Raw genomic sequence first — 20,911 nt, 5'->3', positions numbered from 1 at the left:
GGAGTAAGCGGTGACGGACGGTCCCGTCGACGACGCCGCGGTGCTGGACGCGCTGTTCGCCGGCTCGCCCCAGGGCTTGTTCCTGCTCGACGGCGACCGCAAGGTCACCCGCTACAACCCCTCGGCGCGCGGGGTGCGCGCCCTGCCCGCCGAGGCGGTCCTCGGCCACTACGTGGAGGACTTCGCCCCCGACCTCGGCACCCACGAGATCGCCCACCTGATCGACGAGGTGCTCACCACCGGCGAGCCACTGCGGAACCGCCTCATCCGCGGACGGTCGCCGTCCGAGCCGCACCGCACGCTCGCCGTACAGGTGTCGCTGTTCCCGCTGCGGGACGGCCCCGGACTGGTGGGCGTGGTGGAGGACGTGACCGAGCGGCAGGCCGCGGCGGACCGCCTCGCCGTCCTCAGCACGGTGCACCGCACGCTCGGTGCCACGCTCGACGTGCAGGCCTCGGCGGACGCCCTGGTCGCCGCGCTGGTGCCCGCCTTCGCCGACGCGGCCGCCGTCGACCTGCTGGACGACGACCCCGCCGGGGCCGAGCCGCCGTCCGGGCCGCTGCCGACGTCCGTCCCCCTGCGCCGGGTGGCCTTCGCCGCCCCCGACGGCGTGCGGCCGTTGCGGAGGACCGGTGACAGCCGCCCCTTCCCCTACCCGACGCCGTACACCCAGGCGCTCAACGACTCCCACGCGCGCCTGGTGCAGGTCACGCCGGACGACCCGTGGCTGAAGACGGACCCGGACGGCTTCGCCCCGCTGCTGGGACGCACGGTCCACTCCATGATCGTCGCGCCGCTCACCGCACGGGACGGGGTGCTGGGGCTGCTGACGCTGTACCGCAGCCGGGTGGACGCCTTCGAGGAGGACGACCTGGACGTGGCCCGGCAGGCGGCCGCCACCGCGGCCTCGCACCTGGACAACGCGCGCCGCTACCGCCGCGAGCACGCGGTGGCCTCCGCGCTCCAGCGCCGGCTGCAGCCGGGGGCCACCCCGCGTCTGTCGGCCGTGGAGACCGCGAACGTGTATCTGCCGGAGGGCGCGGGCGGGGCGTGGTTCGACGTCATCCCGCTCTCCGGTGCCCGGGTGGCGCTGGTGGTGGGGGACGTCGCCGGTCACGGCATCGAGGCGGCGGCCACGATGGGCCAGCTCCGGGTCGCGCTGCGCACCCTGGCGCTGCAAGACCTGGAGACCGACGAGGTGCTGACCCACCTGGACGAGGTCGCGGGACAGCTCACGTCCGTCGACGCCAGGGAGGCGCACCCCTACCTGGCGACCTGCGCCGTCACCGTCTACGACCCGGTCTCCCGGCAGTGCACCATGATGCGGGCCGGCCACCCGGCGCCGGTCCTCGTCGACCCGGACGGGGCACCGCTCGCCGTGGACGTCCCGCTCGGACCGTCCCTGGGGGCGGAGGGCGGGGCGGCGTTCCAGCCCGCCGTGGTGCAGCTTCCGCCGGGCAGCCTGATCGCGCTCTGCACCAACGGGCTCCTCGGCGCCGAGGGCGACCGCGAGGGGGACGGCGAGACAACCGCCGTGCACCGCCTGGAACACGTGCTCGCGACTCCGTCCCGGCCCCTCCAGGAACTGTGCGACACCGCCGTCTACCGCATGGCGCCCTCCCGGTACGACGACGCCGTGCTGCTGCTCGCGCGCACCGACTCCCTGCCACCGCAGCGGGTCGCGGACTGGACGCTGCCCGCGGACGCCTCCGTGGTCGGCACGGCCCGCCGGCTGGTCGGCCAGCAGCTCACCGCCTGGGACCTCGCCGACCGCGCCTTCACCACGGAGCTGATCATCAGCGAGCTGGTCACCAACGCCATCCTCTACGGCGAGGGGCCCGTCCGGCTTCGGCTCATCCACGACCAGGAGCGCCTGCTGGCGGAGGTGACCGACGCCAACAGCGCCAGCCCCCACCTGCGGCACGCGCGGGCGGGGGACGAGGGCGGGCGGGGTCTGTACATCGTGATGCGGCTCAGCGCCCACTGGGGCGTGCGGCACGGCCGCCGGGACAAGACCATCTGGTCCGAGCAGCGGCTCGGCGAGGAGCCGGCGGACCTCCTGGCCGCGGTGGACGCCTTCGACACGGCCGGGGTGTGACGGGCGCACACCCCGGGCCGGTTCAGTGCGCCGGGCCCCGGCGCAGGCGGCGCGAGCACCAGCCGATGACGGCTGCGTTGACCAGCGCGCCGACGACGACCGCCAGGAGGAAGGACGCGATGCCGCCTCCCGGCAGGGCCAGCAGGACCAGACTGGCCGGGGCGGTGGCGAGCACCGGTATGACGCCCGCGAAGGACGCGTCCTCGTTCTCGCCGGCACTCACCGCGAACGCCCACACGGTGAGGCCCGCGCAGACCGCGAGGTACAGGAGGGCGAAGACGTCGCCGTAGAGGTGGCGCAGGCGGCCGAGAAGAGTACGGTCGGTTCGTCCGGTCATGGCGGTGGGCTCCTCGGAGGCGCTGCCGGCGGTGCTGATGCTGGTCATGTTCATGATCCTCGGGTCGGTGCGTCTGGTAGTCGGTACGTCTGGTACAGGACAGGTGCTGCGGGGGTTTCGGGGGCGTGCGGGACGCCGGGCCGGTCGGGCCGGGTCACACCGCGGTGCCGGGAGGGTTCGGGCGGGCGAGGCCAAGGTCGTAGGCGAGGATCGTCGCCTGCACCCGGTCCCGCAGCCCCAGCTTCCGCAGCAACGCGTTGACGTGGGACTTCACCGTGCCGACGGTGATGCCGAGCTGCTCGGCGATCTCCGCGTTGGTCAGTCCGGCGGCGACCAGGGTCAGGACGCCGTGCTCGCGGTCGGTCAGACCGGACAGCTCACGGATCCGCCCGGCCGCCCCCGGGGCGGCGCCCGCGGCCGCGTAATGGCCGATGAGCCGGCGGGTCGCCGAGGGCGCGAGGACGCTCTCGCCCGCCGCCACCACCCGGATCCCGCGCAGCAGTTCGGCGGCGTACACGTCCTTGAGCAGGAAGCCGGAGGCGCCCGCCCGCAGGGCGTCGAAGACGTAGGCGTCGAGGTCGAAGGTGGTCAGCACCAGGACCCTGGGCGCGTCCGGGCGGCCGGTGATGATCCGGGTCGCGGCGATGCCGTCCAGTTCGGGCATCCGTACGTCCATCACGACGACGTCCGGCGCCAGTTGTCCGGCGAGCCGCACCGCCGCGGCCCCGTCGGCGGCCTCACCGACGACCGTCAGGTCCGGCTCGGCGTCGATCACGGCGGCGAATCCCGCGCGCACGATGCCCTGGTCGTCGGCGACCAGCACCTTGAGGCTCATCGTTCCCCCTCCTCCCCGTCGCCCGGTGCGAGGGGCAGCAGGAGACGGACGGTGTCCGCCGGTCCGGTGGTCAGGGTGCCGGCGAGGGCCTCGACCCGCGCCACGAGCCGCTCCCGTACGGCCGGGTGGGCGGCGGACGGAACCCCGGTGGCCGTGATCGTCAACGTACCGTCCGCGGCGTCCAGTTCGAGTGCCGTGGGATGGTCGCCGCCGGTGGCGAGCACCGTCTCGGCGGCGTGGTAGGCGGCCAGGTCCACGGCGGCGGGCAGCCGCTCCGGCACCCGCCCGGTGAGGCGTATGTCCACCTCCCGGCCGGTGGCCCGGCACTGGCGGGCCAGCAGGTCCAGCGCCTGGAGCGTGGGCTGCGGACGCAGCGCGGGCCGCTCCTCGTCGTCGCGGACCGCGTCGAGCAGCGCGCGCATCGCGGCCAGGGCCTCCCGGGCGCGCTCGGCGGTCGCCTCCAGCCTGCCCGCCTCCGCCTCCGCGACCATGTCGGCGGTGCGGGCCAGCACGGTGGTCTCCAGACCGCCGGCGATCCGGCGGCGCTCGGCCCACGCGTCGCGGACCGCCTCCCCGGTCAGCGCGCCGAGGCGGCCGTCCCGCGCGGTGCGGGCGTCCTGGAGGCGGCGTCCGCGCAGCGTGCCGACGCGGTGGGCGGCGGACAGCACCGGGACCGTCCCCGCGAGGGCCACGACGACGACCGCCCAGGCGGGCACCCCGGTTCCCCGGTCCGACACGGCAGCGGTGACGGCAGCAGTGTGCACCGCGATCGCCCCCGCAAGAGTTCGCGGGAGGATGAGAGGGCAGCCGCGGAGCCGTCCGCGCAGTTCGCCGCGCCCCGGGGTGGCTGTCCGACCGGCGCCCCGAAGGGCGCGCGGGAACTGCGCGACCAGCCCCCACCGGACCGCAGCGGACCGTCCGACGCGAGCGCCACGCAGGTGGCCAGCATGCTCAGCGCGGGCGGCAGCAGGACCGGACCGGTGTAGTCACCGGCGGCCGCCGCCACCGGCCACAGCAGGGCCAGCACCGCGAGAGCGCCGTACGCCGTGCGCGGGGCCCGCCGCAGCCACAGGAGCGTGACCGCCTGCCCCGCCGCGAGCAGCGCGAACAGCACGCCCGCCGACACGGACGACCCCGTAGAGGTGTCCTCCGCCCGGATCGCCACCACCGGCAGCAGCGGCTGCAGGACGAGTCCGGCCGCGGCCGTCACCTGGGCCACGCGGTAGCCGCGCGCGCCCGGCCGGTCGGCGGGCCCGGCGGTCCGGCCGGGCAGGACCGCCCGCACCTCCCAGCCGCCGTCCGCCGTCGGGCCGGTGGTCAGGGTGCCGCCGGCCTCCCGGGCACGGGAGCGCAGGATGCCCTGGCCGCGTCCGCCGCCGAGGTCCGCGCCGTGCGCCGGGGTGCCGGGCAGCGGGGCACCGCTGGTGACCACGACGTCCGTGCGGTCGTCGCCGTACCGGCAGCGCACCCGCGTCGGCGCGCCGGGCGCGTACCGCGCCCCGTTGGTGAGGCCCTCGCGCACGATGCCGTACACCGCGTCCGCGACGGCGCCCTCCGGCAGGGGGTCGGTCTCGCAGTCGACCGGCTGGCCGATCCGCCGGAACCCGGCGACCAGGCCGAGCAGCCGTTCCTCGGGTGACGGCAGATCGGCGGCCGAGGGGGCGGGGGCCCGCACCGCGCCGAGCGCCCGAGTGACCTCGTGACCGGTTTCCACGGCGAACCGCAGTGCCTCGTCGGCGAGTTCGGGACGGGTCTCGCGCAGGCCCAGGGCGGCGCCGGCGGTGACCACCACGGCCGTCAGGTGGTGGGCGCTGACGTCGTGCAACTCCCGTTCCATACGGCGGCGTTCAACGGCCGGGAGCCGGTGGCGCTCGGACTCGGCGCGGCGCAGCAGGTGTTCGGACGCCTGGCGGGTACGACGGGCGCGGCGGGTGAGCAGACCGGCGCCGCACGTGGTGGCGTACAGCAGGGCGGTGAGGACGAGGTCGAGTCCGTCCCGGTCGCTCAGCCGGTGCAGGGTGAGGCCGTACAGCAGCTGCCAGACGGCGAGGGACGTGCCGCACAGCAGGGTGGTGAAGGTGTCGCGCCCGGTCGCCACCGCCCACAGGGCGAGCGCGACACCGGCGGTCCCGAGCACCGCCGTGGCCCCGGCGGGCAGCGGGCCGGCGCCGAGCGCGCAGGCGGCGGCCACCACCACGAGCGCGGCCACCGGCCGGCTGCGGCGCAGCGTGAGCACGCCGGTGACGGAAGCGGCGACGAGGGCCGCCACGAGCAGGGCGGACGCGGACGGGATGGCGCCGCGCACCAGTGCCGCCCCCGGCCACACCAGGGCCTGGGCGCACAGCAGCAGGACCGGTACCAGCCGGTCGTCGTTGCGTTTCATGACGTGACCAGGCTAGGTCCGGTATCCCCGCATCCTCCTCCGGCCGAAGGGGGATTCCGCCCTCTGTCCCTGGGTGCAGAGGGGACGGCCGGGGGCCGTTCTCCGGGGCGTCGGGAGGGTGGCGGGCCGGCGCGGTACGGCAACTCCGCTCTGCCCGCTCCGGCCGGGTGCGGCTCGCTCGGGTGCGACGCCCCGTGATGCCTCGGGGCTGTGGCCGGAACGGGACGGAGCGGTCCGGCGAGGTCGGGAACCGGTGCGCGCCCCCGACGCCATGCGTCGGGGGCGCGGAGGAGCAGCCCCACCGTCGGGCCGGCCCCGAGGGCATCCCTCCCGGGCCGGCCCGGCGGACCGCGGCCGGCGGCGGATGGCGGCGGCGGCCGGTCAGGCCGCCGTTTCCGGGGCCGGCTCCGCGGCCGGGGCGGACGGCGCGGTCTCCGGGCGCGGCAGACGGCGGCGGCGGGTCGGCATGCCGAGGGTCGGGTGGGCCACACCCCACGCCGCGCCCTTGCAGATCAGCTCCTTGTAGAACGCCGCGAGCCGTCCGGTCAGGGCGGCGTTCACCGCGCGGTCGTCGGCGGTGACGTACTGGATGAGTCCGTCCTTGCGCCCCAGCGAGACGCACTGGTTGAAGTAGCGCAGCGGTACGTGGGGCAGCTTCCCGCCGGTCAGCCGCGCGGCGATCGCGTCGGCGGCCTGCCACGCGGTGGGCGTGCCGGTCGCGCACGACATCCGCAGCGGCTTGTCGCCGGGACCTCGCACCAGGGCCACGTCGCCGACGGCGTACACGTCCGGGTGCGAGACCGAGCGCATGGTGTCGTCGACCACGATCCGGCCGTCGTCGCCGGCTTCCAGCGCGGTGGCCTTCACGATCGGGTGGACGGCGAACCCGGCGGTCCACACGGTGAGCGCGGACGGCAGGACCGTCCCGTCGGCGGTGACGACCCGGCCGTCCTCGACGGCCGTGACGTCCGCGTTCTCCCGCGCGGTGATGCCGAGCCGGCCGAAGACCTCCCGTACGTACCGGGCGCCCTTCGGCGACAGCCAGTCCCCGAGGCCGGCCCGGGCGGCGAGGGTGACCTCCAGGTCCGGACGGGACTCGGCGATCTCGGTAGCCGCCTCCAGACCGGTGAGACCTCCGCCGACCACGACCACGGACGCGCCCGCGCCCAGCCCGGCGAGGCGCTCGCGCACCTTCAGCGCGCCGGCCCGGCCGGCGATCTCGTACGCGTGCTCGGCGGCGCCGGGCACACCCTGGTCGTTCCAGCCGCTGCCCAGGGCGTACACGAGGGTGTCGTACGTCAGCTCCTCCGCGCCGTCGGCACCGGTGACGGCGACGGCCTTGCGGTCGACGTCGACGGCGGTGACCGTCGCGACCTTCAGTTCCACCTCGGTCCCGCCGAGCACGTCGGCCAGCGGCCGGTGGGGGAGGGTGCGCCCGGTGGCCAGCTCGTGGTTGCGGACGCGCTCCACGAAGTCGGGCTCGGCGTTGACGAGGGTGAGGGAGACGTCGTCACGGTGCAGCCGCCTGGCCAGACGCCCGGCGGCGGAGGCTCCGGCGTATCCGGCTCCGAGGACGATGATGCGGTGCTGCATGGCAGGCTCCTGTCGTCGACTGGTTCGCCCCTTGAACCGGGCAGCCCGCCGATCCCTGACAGGAAAACAATGTGACCTGCGTCACATGCGACGGATGCGCCTCAGTAGACGTCCCGCAGCACCGGCTCCCCGTGGTCGGCGGCGGCCCAGCGCTCCGTCACGCGCTCCAGCTTGTCGGGGTTGACCTGGCTGCGGACGGCGACGATGCCGTCGTTGGTGACCTCCAGGCACATCACGCCGATGACCCGGCCGTCGAGCACCGCCACGACCGCCGGTTCGCCGTTCGCGGTCGCCGCGTACATCGCGGGCGACCCGCCCACCACCTCGCGCTTGGCCCTGCCCGGGGTGAACATGCCGCGCAGGAAGGTGGCCACCGCCTTGACGCCGGCGAACCCCTTGGCACGGGCCGGAACCTTCCCGCCGCCGTCGCCGACCGCGACGACGTCCTGCGTGAGCAGCGCGACCAGCGGCTCGGTCCGCCCGCTGGTGGCGGCCGCGATGAACTCGTCGACGATCCGCCGCGCGGCCGTCTCGTCGATCTCCCGGCGCGCCCTGCCCGCGGCCACGTGCTTCCTGGCCCGGTGCAGGATCTGCTGGCTGGCGGCCTCGCTGACGTCGAGGATCTCGGCGATCTCCTTGTGCGGGTAGCCGAACGCCTCCCGCAGCACGTACACCGCCCGCTCGTCCGGCGAGAGCCGCTCCAGCAGCACGAGCATCGCGTACGACACCGACTCCCGCTGTTCGGCGGTGTCGGCGGGTCCGAGCATGGGGTCACCGGCGAGCAGCGGCTCCGGCAGCCACTGCCCCACGTACGTCTCGCGCCGGGCGCGGGCCGAGGTCAGCTGGTTGAGACAGAGGTTGGTGAGCACCTTCGTCAGCCACGCCTCGGGCACCTCGATCCGGTCGGGGTCGGCGTCCTGCCAGCGCAGATACGTCTCCTGCACCAGATCCTCCGCCTCGCTCGCCGAGCCGAGCAGCCGGTAGGCGATGGCCTCCAGCCGGGGCTTGGCAGCCAGGAAACGGTTCACGTCGCTCGTACGCGGGGCCATGCCGCCGATCCTAGGCGCGCCCCGCCCACCGTCCCCGCGCCTCCGGAACGGGGCCGTCCGGCGGGGACCCGGAGGCCCGCCCGGCTAGGCCCGGGGGGCGGTCCCCTCGGCGAGGGTGTGGGCGACGAGGGCGTTGGCGTGACCGTGTCCCAGCCCGTGCTCGGTCTTGAGCCAGGTGACGAGCTCCATGTGGCGGGTCAGCGGTGACGAGCGGATGAGGTCCTTCCACTCGGCGACGGGGCGGCCGTACTTCTTCTCGATCGAGGGGAAATAGCTGGCGGGGCCCTTCACCTGTGCGCTCATGACGACCGGTCCTTCCATCGCGTGCGGCCACTGTCAGGAGGGTCGACCGGGGGAAGGACCGGAAGTCAGCGGCGGGCGGACGTGACCCGCGTCACGGTCATGGGGTGAGACCGATCCTCGCGCAGTCGTCCTCGTGATCCGGGGTGCAGATCTCCCGGACGGTGTAGACGCCGTCGGCGATCACCGTGTCCTCGATGTTCTCCGGGGTGAGGGCGACCACCGGGACCAGCATCGCGGGGATGTCCTTCTGCGACCCGCTGTCGATCACGTCGCGGGCCAGGGCGTCGAACTGGATCGCCCGCTCCTGCACCTTGGCGACGGCCATGTCGGCCGCCCCGGTCGCCTCCAGCAGGAAGGACTTGTACACGCTCATGTACTGCGTGCCGTCGACGATCCGCCGCACCGCCGCGAGGTCCGCGTCCTGCCCGGTCACCGGCGGCAGCTCGGTGACGCCCGCCTCCTGAAGCTCCTGGATGACCGCACCGGCCATGCCGTCGTTCGCCGAGTAGACGGCGGCGACGTTGCCGGCGCCGACCTTCTTGATCGCCTTGCGCATGTTGGCCGCCGCGACCTCGGGCAGCCATTTCTTCGTGTCGAACGACGCGGCGATGTCCACCTTGCCGTCCAGCTCGCCCATCGCGCCCTTCTTGAACAGCTTCGTGTTCGGGTCGGCGGGCTCGCCGTGCATCATGACGACCTTGCTGGTCTCGGCCTTCTCGCCGAGCGCGTTGACGAGGGCGCGGCCCTGCACCTGGCCGACGAGTTCGTTGTCGTGCGAGACGTAGGCGTCGATCGGGCCCTCGGCGAGCCGGTCGTAGGCGATGACGGGTATCCCCGCCTCCTTGGCCCGGCGCACGTCGGGCGCGACGGCCCGCGCGTCGACCGCGTCCACGAGGATCACGTCGACCTGGTCGGTGACCATCTTCCGGAACTGCTCGCTCTGTTTCTCCTGGCTGCCCCCGGCGTTGGCGTAGACCACCTTGCCCTTCCGGTCGGTCTCCGAGGCGATCCGCTCCTTGATGAGCGGGTAGTCGAACTTTTCGAAGCGCGCCGTGTCCCGGTCGGGCAGCAGCAGGCCCACGGTGATGTCGTAGTCCTTGGCGCGCGCGTCCGCGCCGTGGTCACCGCTCGCGCCGAGGACGCCGCATGCGGTGAGGGAGAGTGCCGACAGCGACGCGGTCAGCGCGAGAGCGTAACGGCGTGCGGCGGCCGGGGCGGTGGTACGGGTCTTCAACGTGGGGGCGCCTTCCGGGCGGACGTGCGGCATGGGGGGGGCGGCTGGACGGCTGACGCGGCACTCCGTACGGCGTCGGGGCCGACGTCCGGCCGGGCCCAGAACGTCGCTTCGCAGTGTGTCCGTTGTGCGGTGGTGCGGCACACGTGCTCACGACCTTCCCCCCAGGCGCGCCGAGAATGTGCGCAGGAGCGGCACACCGGCTGCACACAGCGGGCCGTGGGCCTGGCTAGCGTGGCTGTTCCCCCGCCCGGTCCGGGCCGCCCGTCCCCGCACGGTCGCCCGGTACGACACCTCAGGAAGTCAGCGGATGGACTACTGCTCCACGTGTCGCCGGCACCTCAACGGCGCCCTGGTCTGCCCGGGTTGCGGCGCCTACGCCCCCGACATCGCGCCCGGCGTGGTGGGCGGTGACCGCGTCCCGGGAGCGGCGGCGACGACGTCCGGCCCGGCCACCGGTGCCGGTGACGGTGACGGTGACGGTGACGGTGACGAACGGCGGGCGGACGCCGGATGGTTCACCTCACCGGCACGCTCCATCGACCCTGTCCCCCTGACCGCGTCCGCACGGCCCGCCGCCGAACGGCCGACCGCTCCCGAACGGTCCGCCGACGCCGAACGGCCCGCCGGGTCCGGCCCCGTGGACGGCTCACCGCGCACCGTCCCCTCGAGTTCCGGTACCGGACGGGCGGCACGACGGCGGCAGCTGGCCCGGTGGCGGAAGACGCAGCGGCGCGCCCTGGTCGCCACGGCCGTGGCGCTCGTCGGCGGCGGCATCACCCTCGCCTCGACGGACCGGGGCGGCGGTGAGCGCGCCCAGGCCGCCACCGCGCCCGACCTGCGCGGCATGGGCGGGACCACGGGCACCACGGACGACGGCCCACCGCCCGGCCGCTCCCCGGACCGTACGACCGCTCCCCGGCGGCCGACGACCGCCGCGGCCCGGTCCGTACCGGGTCCGCGCCGGCCACCACCGCCCCCGCGTCGCGCACCCACACCGACCGCACCGCCGCCACCGAAGTCCCCACCGGGGACCGGTCCGAGGCACCGGGGTCCGTCTCCCGCTCGGGCTCCCGTACGGAGACGAGCCAGGGCACCGGCCGCGGAGCGACGTCCGGCACGGGCGGCTCCGGCACGACCACCCGCCCACCTCACCCCGCCGTCCGCCGACGACGGGGAGCGGGGCGGGAGCGGCGACGCGGGCGACGGCGGCAGCGGCGCCACGCAGCCCGCGCCCGGCACGCCCCCGCCGTCCGCCGAGCCGGAGGACCCCCGGCTCTGCCTGCTGCTGCTCTGCATCGGCTGACCGCGCGTCCGGGGCGGGCCGTCCGGAGGCCCGCCCCGCCCGGCGCACCTCACGGAGTCTGCGGGACAATCGGGACATGAGCGTCGTCAAGATCAACGTACTCACGGTTCCCGAGGACCAGCGCGAGACCCTGGAGAAGCGGTTCGCCGCACGGGCCGGGGCGGTGGAGGGCTCGGACGGGTTCGAGTGGTTCGAGCTGCTGCGCCCGGTCGAGGCACCGACACCTACCTTGTCTACACGCGCTGGCGGACCGAGGAGGACTTCCAGCGCTGGATGGCCGGCCGTGGCCAGGCCGCCCACGCGGGTACGCAGGGCGACAAGCCCCGTCCGGCGGCCACCGACGCCACCCTGTGGTCCTTCGAGGTGGTCCAGCAGGCGGCGCCCCGCCAGGGCTGATCCGTCAGGCCTGGCGGGGCCCGCGTCACGCCAGGACGTCCAGCACCCGCCGTGCCGCCTCCGCCACCAGCTCGTCGCTGGCGGCGGCGTCGCGGTCGGGGCGTTCGGTGAGGACGGACAGCACCATGGGGGAGCGGCCGTTCCCGGGCCACAGCACGGCCGCGTCGTTGGCCCGGCCCCACTCGCCGGTGCCGGTCTTGTCCCCCACCGTCCAGCCCCGGGGCGCGCCGGCCCGGATGCGCCGGTCGCCGGTGGTGTTGCGTACCAGCCAGTCGGTGAGCTGGGCGCGCCCGGCGCCCGGCAGGGCGTCGCCGAGGACCAGGGCGCGGTAGTCGGCGGCGATCGCCCGCGGCGTGGTGGTGTCGCGCGGGTCGCCGGGCGGGTTGCTGTTCAGCTCGGGCTCGGTGTGGTCCAGCCGGGTCACCCGGTCGCCGAGCCCGCGGACGTAGGCGGTCAGGGCGCGCGGTCCGCCGAGCTCGCGCAGCATCAGGTTGGCGGCCGTGTTGTCGCTGTACCGCACCGCCGCGTCGCACAGCTCCCGTACGGTCATGCCCTTGCCCGTGTGCTTCTCGGTGACCGGGGAGTACGGCACCAGGTCGGCCGCGCCGTAGGTGATCCGTTCGTCCAGGCGCGCCCCGGGCCGGCGGTCCAGGAGCGCGGCGGCGGCGAGGGTCTTGAAGGTGGAGCAGAGCGCGAAGCGTTCGTCGGCCCGGTGGACGACGGTGGCGCCGGTGCCGGTGTCGACGGCGAACACCCCGAGCCGGGCGCCGTACTCGCGCTCCAGGGCGGTGAGGTTGCGGGGGCTGACCGGTGACGGGGTGGTGCGGTCCGGGGTCGCGGGGGCGCCGCGGCCCGGTGCGCGGTCCGGGGCGTCGGTGGCACAGCCCGCGACGGGGGCGAGGGCGGCGGTCAGCAGCAGGGCGCGGCGGGAGGGGCGTGCGGTCACGAGGGGTTCCTTCCGGGTGGGGGCGGGTCAGGAGCGGGGTGCGGCGGACAGCAGGGCGTGGAGCACCGGTCCGGCCGAGCCGCCGCCGGTGACGCCCTCCTCGACCACGCAGGCCACGGCGACGCCGTCGCGGTGGGCGACCATCCAGCCGTTGTTCTCCTGGTCGTCGGAGACCTCGGCGGTGCCGGTTTTTCCGCCGACCTCACCGGCCAGCGGTGCCAGGGCGCGGGCGGTGCCCTCGGTGACGGTGGCCCGCAGAAGCGCCCGGAGCTGGGACACGACCCCGGGCGGCAGCGCCCGCGTCCTGGTGGTGTCCTCCGTGCCGGCGACGAGGACGGGCTGGTGGAAGGTGCCGGACACGGCCGTCGCGGTGACCGACGCCATGATCAGCGGGTTGGCCTGCACCCGGCCCTGGCCGATCATCGACGCGGCCTTCTCCGTGGCGTCGCGCGACACCGGCACGGACCCGTCGTAGGAGGGGACACCCACGTGCCAGGTCTGGCCGACGCCGAAGTACTCCTTCGCGACGTCCCCGAGCTCGCCGTCGCCGAGCCTGTCGCGCAGGCCGATGAAGGCGGTGTTGCAGGACTCGGTGAAGGCCTTGCGGAAGGTGGCGCCCGGGTGGGCGGAGGTCTCCACGTTCTGGAACCGTTTGCCGACGGTGAGGTACCGGGGACAGTCCACGACGTCGTCCGGTGCGACCGCGCCCTTCAGCAGCAGAGCGCTGCTGGTGACGATCTTCCAGGTGGAGCCGGGGGCGTAGGTGCCGGAGACGGCCCGGTTGAAGCCGGTGGCGGGGGAGTTGGCCACGGCGAGGATCTCGCCGTCCTCGACGCGCAGGGCGACGAGCGCCGCGTTCCTGCCGCCGGAGCTCTTCAGGGCCCGTTCGGCGGCCGCCTGCCAGCGGGCGTCGAGGGTGGTGCGCAGGGGGCCGTCGTCCTCGCGGACGTCGGTGGACCCGAAGGCCGCCTCGGTGCGCCGGACGTCCCCGGTGACCCGGTCGACGAGCTGCACGGCCCCGCGTGGTCCTCCGCCGCCCCGGCCGCGCCCCAGCTGGCCGAGGACCGGGCCGAGGGAGGGGTGTTCGGCCACGGACAGCGTCCGGCCGTCGCGGTCGTCCGCCCTGACCGGTTCGGCCTCCTCGCGCTCCAGGCGGAACTTCTCCGTCCCGCTGAGCCGCGGGTGCACCACCGACAGCCGCCAGTCCACCTTCCACTCGCCGCCCCGCTCGCGCAGCGGCAGCTCGGCGGCGTAGGTCCAGGTGCCGAGACCGGTGACGGGCATCCGGGCGGTGAACGGCACGGTGACGGCGTGCTCGTCGGCCTCCTCGTCCTCCTCGGGCTTCCCGGCCGTGAGCACCGGTTTCTCGATGTCGAGCCCGGCGGTGAAGCTGCGCAGCACCTCCTCCGCGCGGTCGGGTCTGGTGGTGCGGGCGGCGGCGTCCGGGAGCCGTCCGGCGGACCAGTCGGCGAGGAACGCGCGCGCCTCGGCCACCGCGTCGGGGTCGGGTCCGCTCTCGCCCGCGAAGGGGCCGAGGCCGGCCGCCCAGGCGCCGCCCACGGCGACCGCGGCCACCGCCGTCACGGCGACGACGGCCCTGACCGCCCTGCGCGGACGCCGACGGGAACCGGAAGGGGGAAGGTCGGGAAATGTGTGCATGCCCCGACCACAGCAGCGCGGACGGCCGTCCGTCCAAGTCCGCTATCAATCATGGACCGATCAACACTCGATATGATGACTGGTCGTGGACCTGGTGCGGCACCTGGAGTGCTTCGTGGCTGTTGCAGAAGAGTCACACTTCGGCCGTGCCGCGGCCCGTCTCGGCATCGCCCAGCCGCCTCTGTCGCAGCGCATCCAGCGCCTGGAACGGGAGCTGGGCGTGCGTCTGTTCGAGCGCACCAGCCGCCAGGTGCGGATCACCGAGGCGGGACGGCTGCTGCTGGCCGAGGCGCGGGAGGTCCTCGCCCGCACCGAGTCGTTCCGTGCCACCGCCCGCCGGGTGCGGGACGGCGAGACGGGACTGCTGCGCGCCGCCCTGCCTCCCGACCTCTCCGGCGAGACCGTCGCCGCGCTGCTGGCCGGCTTCGGCGACCGTCACGCCGGTCTGGAACTGGAGCTGCACGAGCTGTCCACCGCCCAGCAGCTGGAACGGCTCGCGGCCCACGACCTGGACGTCGGCGTCGTGCACCATCCGTGCGACGTGACCGGTCTGGAGCTGGGCCCGGTGCTGCGCCGGGAGCTGGGCGTGCTGCTGCCGGCCGGCACCCCGGCGGCCGGCTCCGACGCGGTCCCGCTGCCCGCACTGGCCGGCCGGGACCTGATCCTCTTCCCCCGTACGGCCGCCCCGGCCCTCTACGACGACCTGCTGACCACCTGCGCCCGGGGCGGTTTCACCCCCGCCGCCGTACGTCACGGCCAGGGCACCAGCTTCGTCCGCGGCCTGGTGCTGTCCTCCGGGGCCGTCGCCCTGTGCCCGCGCGACGCCGCCCCTCCGGACCCCGCAAACGGGGAGGCGGACGTCGTGTGGCGTCCGCTCACCGGCGGGGCCCCGGCGCTGCGGCACTCCGCGGCCTGGCCGAAGGGGCGCGGCGACGCCGCCGTGCAGGCCTTCGCCGAGGCGGTCACGCACGCCCTGAGCACCGCCGCCGGCGCGGTCCCCGACGTGCCGGACCGTCCCCTGCACCTGCGACCGGCATCGGAGTACTGGCTGTGACGGACGCCGTCGCCCGCATCCACGCGGCCCTCGCCGACGCCGGGGTCACCGGCTGGCTGCACGCGCTCGACATCGACTCGGGTGAGCAGCTGGACGCCGGGGCCGACCAGCCGGTGTGCACCGCCAGCGTCCACAAGCTGTGCCTGCTGGTGGCCCTGCACGAGCGGGCGGCGCGGGGCGAGCTGGACCTCACCGAACAGGTGGAGACCGTGCCGGGGGACCGCACGGCGGGGCCCACGGGGGTGGCCGCCATGCTGGACGCGGCCCGGATGTCCCTGCGCGACCTCGCCTATCTGATGATGGCGGTCAGCGACAACGCGGCCGCCGACCTGCTGCTCAGCCGCGTGGGTCTGGACGCCGTGAACACCGCCACGGCACGGCTGGGACTCACCCGGACGCTGGCCGTGCACTCCTTCGGCGAGATGCTCGCCACCGTGAGGCAGGACGCCGGCCCGGACGGCGCCCGGGCGCTCGCCGACCCGCGGGTGGTGAGCCGGCTGCGGGCGCTGGACCCGGCGCGCACCAATCGCAGCACGCCTCGGGACATGACCCGGCTGCTGGGGGCGGTGTGGCGGGACGAGGCCGGCCTGCCGGAGCACGGCGCCGCGATGCGGCGGATCATGGGGCTCCAGGTGTGGCCGCATCGTCTGGCCTCGGGGTTTCCCTTCGACGACGTCCATGTCGCCGGCAAGACGGGCAGCCTGCCGACCCTGCGCAACGAGGTGGGCGTGGTCGAGTACCCGGACGGAGGCCGTTACGCGGTCGCCGTGTTCACCCGGACCGCCCACACCGCGGCCACTCTTCCGGCGGCCGACGCGGTGATCGGCACGGCGGCACGGATCGCGGTGGACGCCCTGCGCGCGAAGGCGTTCCGCGCGCGGTGACGGCGGGGATCGCGGGGATCGTGGGGATCGCGGCCGGAAATCAAACGGAATAGGGCCGGGAAACGGCGAAGAGCGGGTGCTCGCACGGAACGTGCGAGCACCCGCTCTTCAAAACCTGCGTGCAGGTCAGGCGGGAACGATGTTCTCCGCCTGCGGGCCCTTCTGGCCCTGGGTGACGTCGAAGGTCACCTTCTGGCCTTCCTGGAGCTCACGGAAGCCCGAGGTGGCGATGTTCGAGTAGTGGGCGAACACGTCAGCGCCGCCGCCGTCCTGCTCGATGAAGCCGAAGCCCTTTTCCGAGTTGAACCACTTCACCGTACCGGTGGCCATATCTATCTCCTGAGACAGTGCGGGAATCGCACTTTACGAATCCCTACATCGTCGCGATGATCACCTGCCCGGAGACCCGGTAGCAAACTGGCAACCACAACTGCAACTGACGTCAGCCTAGCACGGAAATGATTCGCGGCAAGCGAGGAAAATCACTGGAATAAACCCGGACAGCGTGTTTAGCGATAAGAATTTCTCGCGAGCGGGGCGGAAATTCTGCGCCGGCCGGGGCAGGTTTTCACCGGTGTCCGTGGACCGTGTCCGCACCCTGACGGCGGAGGTCCTCGTTCATCTGTTCGGCCCGTTCCAGCTGGTCCTCCAGGCTCACGATGCGGCACGCGGCGTCGACCGGGGTGCCCTGGTCGACCAGCTCACGCGCGCGGGCGGCGAGCCTGAGCTGATGGCGCGAGTAGCGGCGGTGGCCGCCCTCCGAGCGTGTCGGGGTGATCAGCCGCGCGTCGCCGAGCGCGCGGAGAAACGCGGGTGTGGCTCCGACCAGTTCGGCGGCCCTGCCCATGGTGTAGGCCGGGAAGTGGTCGTCGTCGAGCCGGTCGGCGACGGGGGGCCGGTCCTGGTCCGGCTGCCGGCCGTCGACGTACGGCTGACTTTCCGAAGGCATACGCACCTTTCCGCGGACCACAGTGGGCATGGTCCGCCACGGGGGCGGGTTCCCCACCTCCAAACTCTAGTCGCCTCGGCGGAAAATCTGTCGTGGCGCATACAGATGTCTTCGGCTCAGGTGTCGTCCGCCGTCGCGGCCCCGCCGTCGGGCCGGGTCCGGTGCGGTCCCATCGCTCCGAGGACCTTTCCGAGTTCACTCTCGTCGAGCGCCCGTCCGGGCAGCGGACGCGGGGTGCCGGCGGGGGCGCGGAGCCCTTCGAGGAACAGGGCGAGGGGGCGGCGCCAGCCGTCGGGACCGGTGGCGGCCGTCAGGGCCGGCACGGCGCGGCCCAGTGCGGCAAGGGCGAACAGCAGGTCCTCGGTGGTGACGTCGGGGCGCACGCCGCCCTGCGCGCGTGCCCGCTCCAGCAGGACGTCGACGGTCTCGCGGTGGTGCGCGTGCACGGCGCGGAGCGTCTCGACGTCCGGCAGACGGGTGGTCATCAGGTCGGTGGTGCCGCGATCGGCCGCCAGAGTGGCGAAGACGGTGCCGAGGCAGCCGGTCAGACCCGTCCAGGCGTCCGGTTTCCGGGGCCTCCCGGACGTGACCCTGAGGCTCCCCCGATCCGACCCTGAGATGTGTCAGAAATCTTTGACAGGTACCCAGGACCCCTGTCAGCCTTTTCTGACAGGTACGAGGGAAAGGGGCCGTGATGCCCGAGGTCCCGCCGCCGGCGCCCACGGGCGACGTTCTGCTGAAGATGCTCTCCGCGCTCGGCAACCCGCACCGGATGCGGATCGTGGCGGCACTCGTGCAGAACCGCACGTACGTCAGCGCGCTGGCGCGCGAGATCGGCATCAGCCGGCCGCTGCTGCACATGCACCTGCAGCGGCTGGAGGCCGCGGGCCTCGTCACCGGCACGCTCGAAGCCGCGGACGACGGCAAGACCGTCAAGTACTACGACGTCACGCCGTTCGTCTGCGAACTCACCCCGCACACCGTCGCCCGCGCGGCCGCGACGCTCACCGACGTCGACGCGGGCACCGCCGACCGCGGCACGGGCCGCTCGGACCGAGGCGCGAAAGAGGAAGCGAAGTGAACGACCAACTGGTGACGCAGGCCGCCGGAGCCGAGGAGCTCGGCGTGCTGGTCGGGGCCGTCGGCGCGGCCGGGTTCTTCACCCTGCTGATCGTGATCGTCTGGCAGGTGGCCGCGACCTGGCGCGCCCGCATGCTGGCCGCGCGCGAGGAGCAGTACAAGGAGCTGGCCACGCGGTACGCGCAACTCCTCGAGGACACCGTGGAGTTGCAGCGCCGCACCACGGACGAGCAGCGCCGGCTGCTGGAGGAGCTGACACAGACCCGGCTCGCCGTCGGATCGATGGAGAAGATGATGCGCGAGATCGAATGACATGACGCGCGTGCACCGAGGTGTACGGCCGGGAGCGGCAACTCCCGGCCGTACGGAGGAAGCACACGCCCCGGACACACCCCTTCCCGTCCACCACGGCAGGTCGTCACAGCCTGAGCGCCGTGGTGCGGGCTCCGTGCGCCCCGCGCCGGCCGTCACCGGCCGGCGGTGCGCTTCACACCAAGGAGAGTACTCATGCGCGCCCTGTTGCAGCGCATCGCGCGTGCGCCCGGCGGGCGCCGCGGAAAGTGGGCCGTGCTCGCGGCCTGGCTGATCGTCGCCGTCGCGCTCGGCCCGCTGGCCGGGAAACTCGGCGACGTGGAGGACAGCGGCCCCAACGCCTTCCTGCCGCACGGCGCCGAGTCCGCGCGGGTCAACACGGAGCTGGAGAAGTTCCGTACGGACACGATCATGCCCGCGGTCGTCGTCTACACCGGCGCGGGCGCGCGGGAGGCCGCCGACGCCGAGCGTCCCGCCCTCGACCGGTTCGTGGCCGCCGGACAGAAGGTCACCGGACCGTTCCCGTCCGACGACGGCGAGGCGCTGATGACGGTGGTCCCGCTGGACGGCGAGGACGAGATCACCGACACGATCGACGCCCTGCGCGACGTCGCCGGGGCCAACGCCCCGCCCGGCACGGACGTCGAGGTCGGCGGCCCGGCCGCGTCCCTCACGGACAGCGTGGCGGTGTTCGACAGCCTGGACTCCACCCTGATGATCGCCACCGGCCTGGTGGTGACCGCGCTGCTGCTGATCACCTACCGCAGCCCCGTGCTGTGGCTGTTCCCGCTGCTGTCGGTCGGCTTCGCCGCCGTGCTCACCCAGGCCTCCACCTATCTGCTCGCCGAGCACGCCTCGCTGCCCGTCGACCCGCAGAGCGCGGGCGTGCTGATGGTGCTGGTCTTCGGCGTCGGCACCGACTACGCCCTGCTGCTCATCGCCCGCTACCGGGAGGAACTGCACGCCCACGAGGACCGGCACGCGGCGATGCGGATCGCCCTGACACGCTCCGGGCCCGCGGTGCTCGCCTCGGCCGGCACCATCGCCGTGGGCCTCGCCTGCCTGGCGCTGGCCGACATCAACTCCTCGCGCTCGCTGGGCCTGGTCGGCGCGGTCGGTGTGGTGTGCGCGTTCCTCGCCATGGTCACGGTCCTGCCCGCCCTGCTCGTCCTCGCCGGGCGCTGGGTGTTCTGGCCGTTCGTCCCCCGCTTCGGCACGCCCGCGCGCAAGGAGCGCACGGTGTGGTCCCGCATCGGGGCCGTGGTGGCGCGGCGCCCGCGCTGGTCGTGGCTGATGTCGGTGGCGGTCACCGGAGTGCTCGCGCTGAGCACCGCCGGGATCTCCCTCGGACTCACCCAGGCGGAGATCTTCCAGGACAAGCCCGAGTCGGTCGTCGCCCAGGAGCGGATCTCCGAGCACTTCCCGTCGGGCGCCTCCGACCCGGCGCGGATCGTCGCCCGTACCCCGGCCGCCGGCGAGGTGCGGGCGGCCGCGTCCGGGGTCAGCGGGGTGGCCCGCGTCGAACCGGGCGGCGACCGCACGCCCGACGGCTCCCTCACCACCCTGTCGGTGGTGCTGGAGGACGCCCCGGACAGCGAGGCCGCCAAGGACACGGTCGACGCCCTGCGCACCGCCGTGCACGCGGTGGACGGCGCGGACGCCCTGGTCGGCGGGACCACCGCGGAGAGCCTGGACACCGCGCGGGCAGCGGACCGGGACCTGACGACCGTGGTGCCCGTGGTGCTGCTGGTCGTCCTGGCGGTGCTCGTCGGGCTGCTGCGGGCGCTGGTCGCGCCGGTGCTGCTGCTGGCCACCGTGGTGCTGTCCTACCTCGCGGCGCTCGGCGCCTCGAACCTCCTCTTCGAGCACGTCCTCGGCTACGCGGGCGTCGACTGGTCGATCCCGCTCATGGGCTTCGTCTTCCTGGTCGCCCTGGGCATCGACTACAACATCTTCCTCATGCACCGGGTGCGGGAGGAGACCGCGCGCCTCGGCTGGTCGCGCGGTGTCCTGGAGGGCCTGACCAGCACCGGAGGAGTGATCACCTCGGCCGGTGTGGTGCTGGCGGCCACCTTCGCGGTGTTCGCCGGGCTGCCGCTGGTGACCCTGGCGCAGATGGGGGTGCTGGTGGGGATCGGCGTCCTGCTGGACACGTTCCTCGTGCGCACGGTCCTGGTGCCGGCCCTCGCGCTGGACCTCGGACGCTGGTTCTGGTGGCCGGGGCGGCTGTTCCGCGAGCCGCCGCGGACGGACGGCGGGGCGGGCGGCGACCGGACCGTCGGGGCTGCCGGGGAGCGGGTCGCCGGGACGTCGGCGTAGAGACGGGAAGGCCGGGGCCGGGCCCCGAGCTGCACACGTGGGGACGCGACGGCCCGTCCCGGCCTTCCCTCTGGCCGCAGACTGCCACCCCGGGCGGGCCGCCGCCCCTCGGGACGGGCCGAACGAGGGGCGGCACCGATTCGGACATAGCGGGAGCTTTATCACATTTCCTGG

At 74.3% G+C, this 20,911-nt stretch carries 19 protein-coding genes and 2 pseudogenes; 8 read left to right on the top strand and 13 right to left on the bottom strand.

The features are described from left to right. Positions 1 to 10: 10 nt before the first annotated feature. A complete protein-coding gene (locus tag F3L20_RS00625; RefSeq protein ID WP_150150983.1) occupies positions 11 to 2,098 on the top strand; it encodes a SpoIIE family protein phosphatase in 2,088 nt (695 codons plus the stop codon). A gap of 22 nt (positions 2,099 to 2,120) precedes the next feature. Here the strand turns inward: F3L20_RS00625 and F3L20_RS00620 are convergent, their stop codons facing one another. From F3L20_RS00620 to F3L20_RS00590, 8 genes are all read right to left on the bottom strand, one after another. Beyond that, positions 2,121 to 2,435, bottom strand: coding sequence for an SCO4225 family membrane protein (locus F3L20_RS00620; protein WP_150157170.1), 315 nt, complete (start codon positions 2,433 to 2,435; stop codon positions 2,121 to 2,123). A 154-nt stretch (positions 2,436 to 2,589) separates the two neighbouring features. Further along, the gene (locus F3L20_RS00615; protein WP_150150980.1) at positions 2,590 to 3,270 is read right to left on the bottom strand and encodes a response regulator; all 681 of its coding nucleotides are present in this window, start codon (positions 3,268 to 3,270) and stop codon (positions 2,590 to 2,592) included. Further along, entirely contained in the window at positions 3,267 to 3,938 is a 672-nt protein-coding gene (locus F3L20_RS34360; RefSeq protein ID WP_240810809.1) for a hypothetical protein, read from the bottom strand. Before F3L20_RS34360 ends, F3L20_RS00615 begins: the two co-directional genes overlap by 4 nt. Then, the gene (locus F3L20_RS00610; protein WP_240810808.1) at positions 3,848 to 5,653 is read right to left on the bottom strand and encodes a sensor histidine kinase; all 1,806 of its coding nucleotides are present in this window, start codon (positions 5,651 to 5,653) and stop codon (positions 3,848 to 3,850) included. The genes F3L20_RS34360 and F3L20_RS00610 overlap by 91 nt, the downstream gene beginning before the upstream one ends. Positions 5,654 to 6,034: 381 nt before the next feature. Then, on the bottom strand, positions 6,035 to 7,246 hold the full coding sequence (locus tag F3L20_RS00605; RefSeq protein WP_150150977.1) for an NAD(P)/FAD-dependent oxidoreductase: 1,212 nt from the start codon (positions 7,244 to 7,246) through the stop codon (positions 6,035 to 6,037). 101 nt (positions 7,247 to 7,347) lie between these two features. Continuing rightward, positions 7,348 to 8,295 carry an RNA polymerase sigma-70 factor gene (locus F3L20_RS00600; RefSeq protein ID WP_150150974.1) on the bottom strand — a complete coding sequence of 316 codons (948 nt, stop codon included), beginning with the start codon at positions 8,293 to 8,295 and terminating at the stop codon, positions 7,348 to 7,350. Between the two features lie 84 nt (positions 8,296 to 8,379). Beyond that, positions 8,380 to 8,598: a DUF4287 domain-containing protein gene (locus F3L20_RS00595; RefSeq protein ID WP_150150971.1), complete on the bottom strand. Its 219-nt coding sequence runs from the start codon at positions 8,596 to 8,598 to the stop codon at positions 8,380 to 8,382. A 97-nt stretch (positions 8,599 to 8,695) separates the two neighbouring features. Beyond that, the gene (locus F3L20_RS00590; protein WP_150150967.1) at positions 8,696 to 9,832 is read right to left on the bottom strand and encodes a sugar ABC transporter substrate-binding protein; all 1,137 of its coding nucleotides are present in this window, start codon (positions 9,830 to 9,832) and stop codon (positions 8,696 to 8,698) included. A gap of 310 nt (positions 9,833 to 10,142) precedes the next feature. Between F3L20_RS00590 and F3L20_RS33860 the strand changes: the two genes are divergently transcribed. Both F3L20_RS33860 and F3L20_RS00580 read left to right on the top strand, forming a co-directional pair. Next, positions 10,143 to 11,138, top strand: coding sequence for an SCO2400 family protein (locus F3L20_RS33860; protein ID WP_167534430.1), 996 nt, complete (start codon positions 10,143 to 10,145; stop codon positions 11,136 to 11,138). 76 nt (positions 11,139 to 11,214) lie between these two features. Continuing rightward, positions 11,215 to 11,534 (top strand): annotated as a pseudogene (locus F3L20_RS00580) (antibiotic biosynthesis monooxygenase family protein). A 25-nt stretch (positions 11,535 to 11,559) separates the two neighbouring features. Here F3L20_RS00580 and bla read toward each other — a convergent pair. Further along, entirely contained in the window at positions 11,560 to 12,480 is a 921-nt protein-coding gene (bla, locus tag F3L20_RS00575; protein WP_150150964.1) for a class A beta-lactamase, read from the bottom strand. Between the two features lie 27 nt (positions 12,481 to 12,507). After that, positions 12,508 to 14,139 (bottom strand): penicillin-binding transpeptidase domain-containing protein, encoded by a 1,632-nt coding sequence (locus F3L20_RS00570; protein WP_150150961.1) that lies wholly within the window; start codon positions 14,137 to 14,139, stop codon positions 12,508 to 12,510. A gap of 85 nt (positions 14,140 to 14,224) precedes the next feature. Between F3L20_RS00570 and F3L20_RS00565 the strand changes: the two genes are divergently transcribed. Both F3L20_RS00565 and F3L20_RS00560 read left to right on the top strand, forming a co-directional pair. Beyond that, on the top strand, positions 14,225 to 15,193 hold the full coding sequence (locus F3L20_RS00565; RefSeq protein ID WP_150150957.1) for a LysR family transcriptional regulator: 969 nt from the start codon (positions 14,225 to 14,227) through the stop codon (positions 15,191 to 15,193). Further along, complete coding sequence (locus tag F3L20_RS00560) at positions 15,190 to 16,077, top strand: serine hydrolase (RefSeq protein WP_150150954.1); 888 nt, start codon at positions 15,190 to 15,192, stop codon at positions 16,075 to 16,077. The genes F3L20_RS00565 and F3L20_RS00560 overlap by 4 nt, the downstream gene beginning before the upstream one ends. Positions 16,078 to 16,203: 126 nt before the next feature. Here the strand turns inward: F3L20_RS00560 and F3L20_RS00555 are convergent, their stop codons facing one another. From F3L20_RS00555 to F3L20_RS00545, 3 genes and pseudogenes are all read right to left on the bottom strand, one after another. Next, positions 16,204 to 16,407 (bottom strand): cold-shock protein, encoded by a 204-nt coding sequence (locus tag F3L20_RS00555; protein WP_004985680.1) that lies wholly within the window; start codon positions 16,405 to 16,407, stop codon positions 16,204 to 16,206. 238 nt (positions 16,408 to 16,645) lie between these two features. After that, entirely contained in the window at positions 16,646 to 17,026 is a 381-nt protein-coding gene (locus F3L20_RS00550; RefSeq protein ID WP_150150951.1) for a MerR family transcriptional regulator, read from the bottom strand. 116 nt (positions 17,027 to 17,142) lie between these two features. Then, positions 17,143 to 17,598, bottom strand: a pseudogene (locus F3L20_RS00545) (TetR/AcrR family transcriptional regulator); the annotation flags it as partial. Between the two features lie 122 nt (positions 17,599 to 17,720). Here F3L20_RS00545 and F3L20_RS00540 point away from each other — a divergent pair. The 3 genes from F3L20_RS00540 to F3L20_RS00530 all read left to right on the top strand — a co-directional run bounded on the left by F3L20_RS00540 (position 17,721) and on the right by F3L20_RS00530 (position 20,737). Beyond that, a complete protein-coding gene (locus F3L20_RS00540) occupies positions 17,721 to 18,107 on the top strand; it encodes an ArsR/SmtB family transcription factor (protein ID WP_150150948.1) in 387 nt (128 codons plus the stop codon). Continuing rightward, the gene (locus F3L20_RS00535) at positions 18,104 to 18,418 is read left to right on the top strand and encodes a hypothetical protein (protein WP_167534429.1); all 315 of its coding nucleotides are present in this window, start codon (positions 18,104 to 18,106) and stop codon (positions 18,416 to 18,418) included. The genes F3L20_RS00540 and F3L20_RS00535 overlap by 4 nt, the downstream gene beginning before the upstream one ends. 195 nt (positions 18,419 to 18,613) lie before the next feature. Beyond that, positions 18,614 to 20,737, top strand: a complete 2,124-nt coding sequence (locus tag F3L20_RS00530) for an MMPL family transporter (RefSeq protein ID WP_150150945.1) — start codon at positions 18,614 to 18,616, stop codon at positions 20,735 to 20,737. Positions 20,738 to 20,911 lie beyond the last annotated feature (174 nt).

The organism is Streptomyces tendae (assembly GCF_008632955.1).
Taxonomy (GTDB): Bacteria; Actinomycetota; Actinomycetes; order Streptomycetales; family Streptomycetaceae; genus Streptomyces.
The sequence above is the reverse complement of the archived record's forward strand: the minus strand, read 5'-3'. Positions and strand labels throughout refer to the sequence as shown.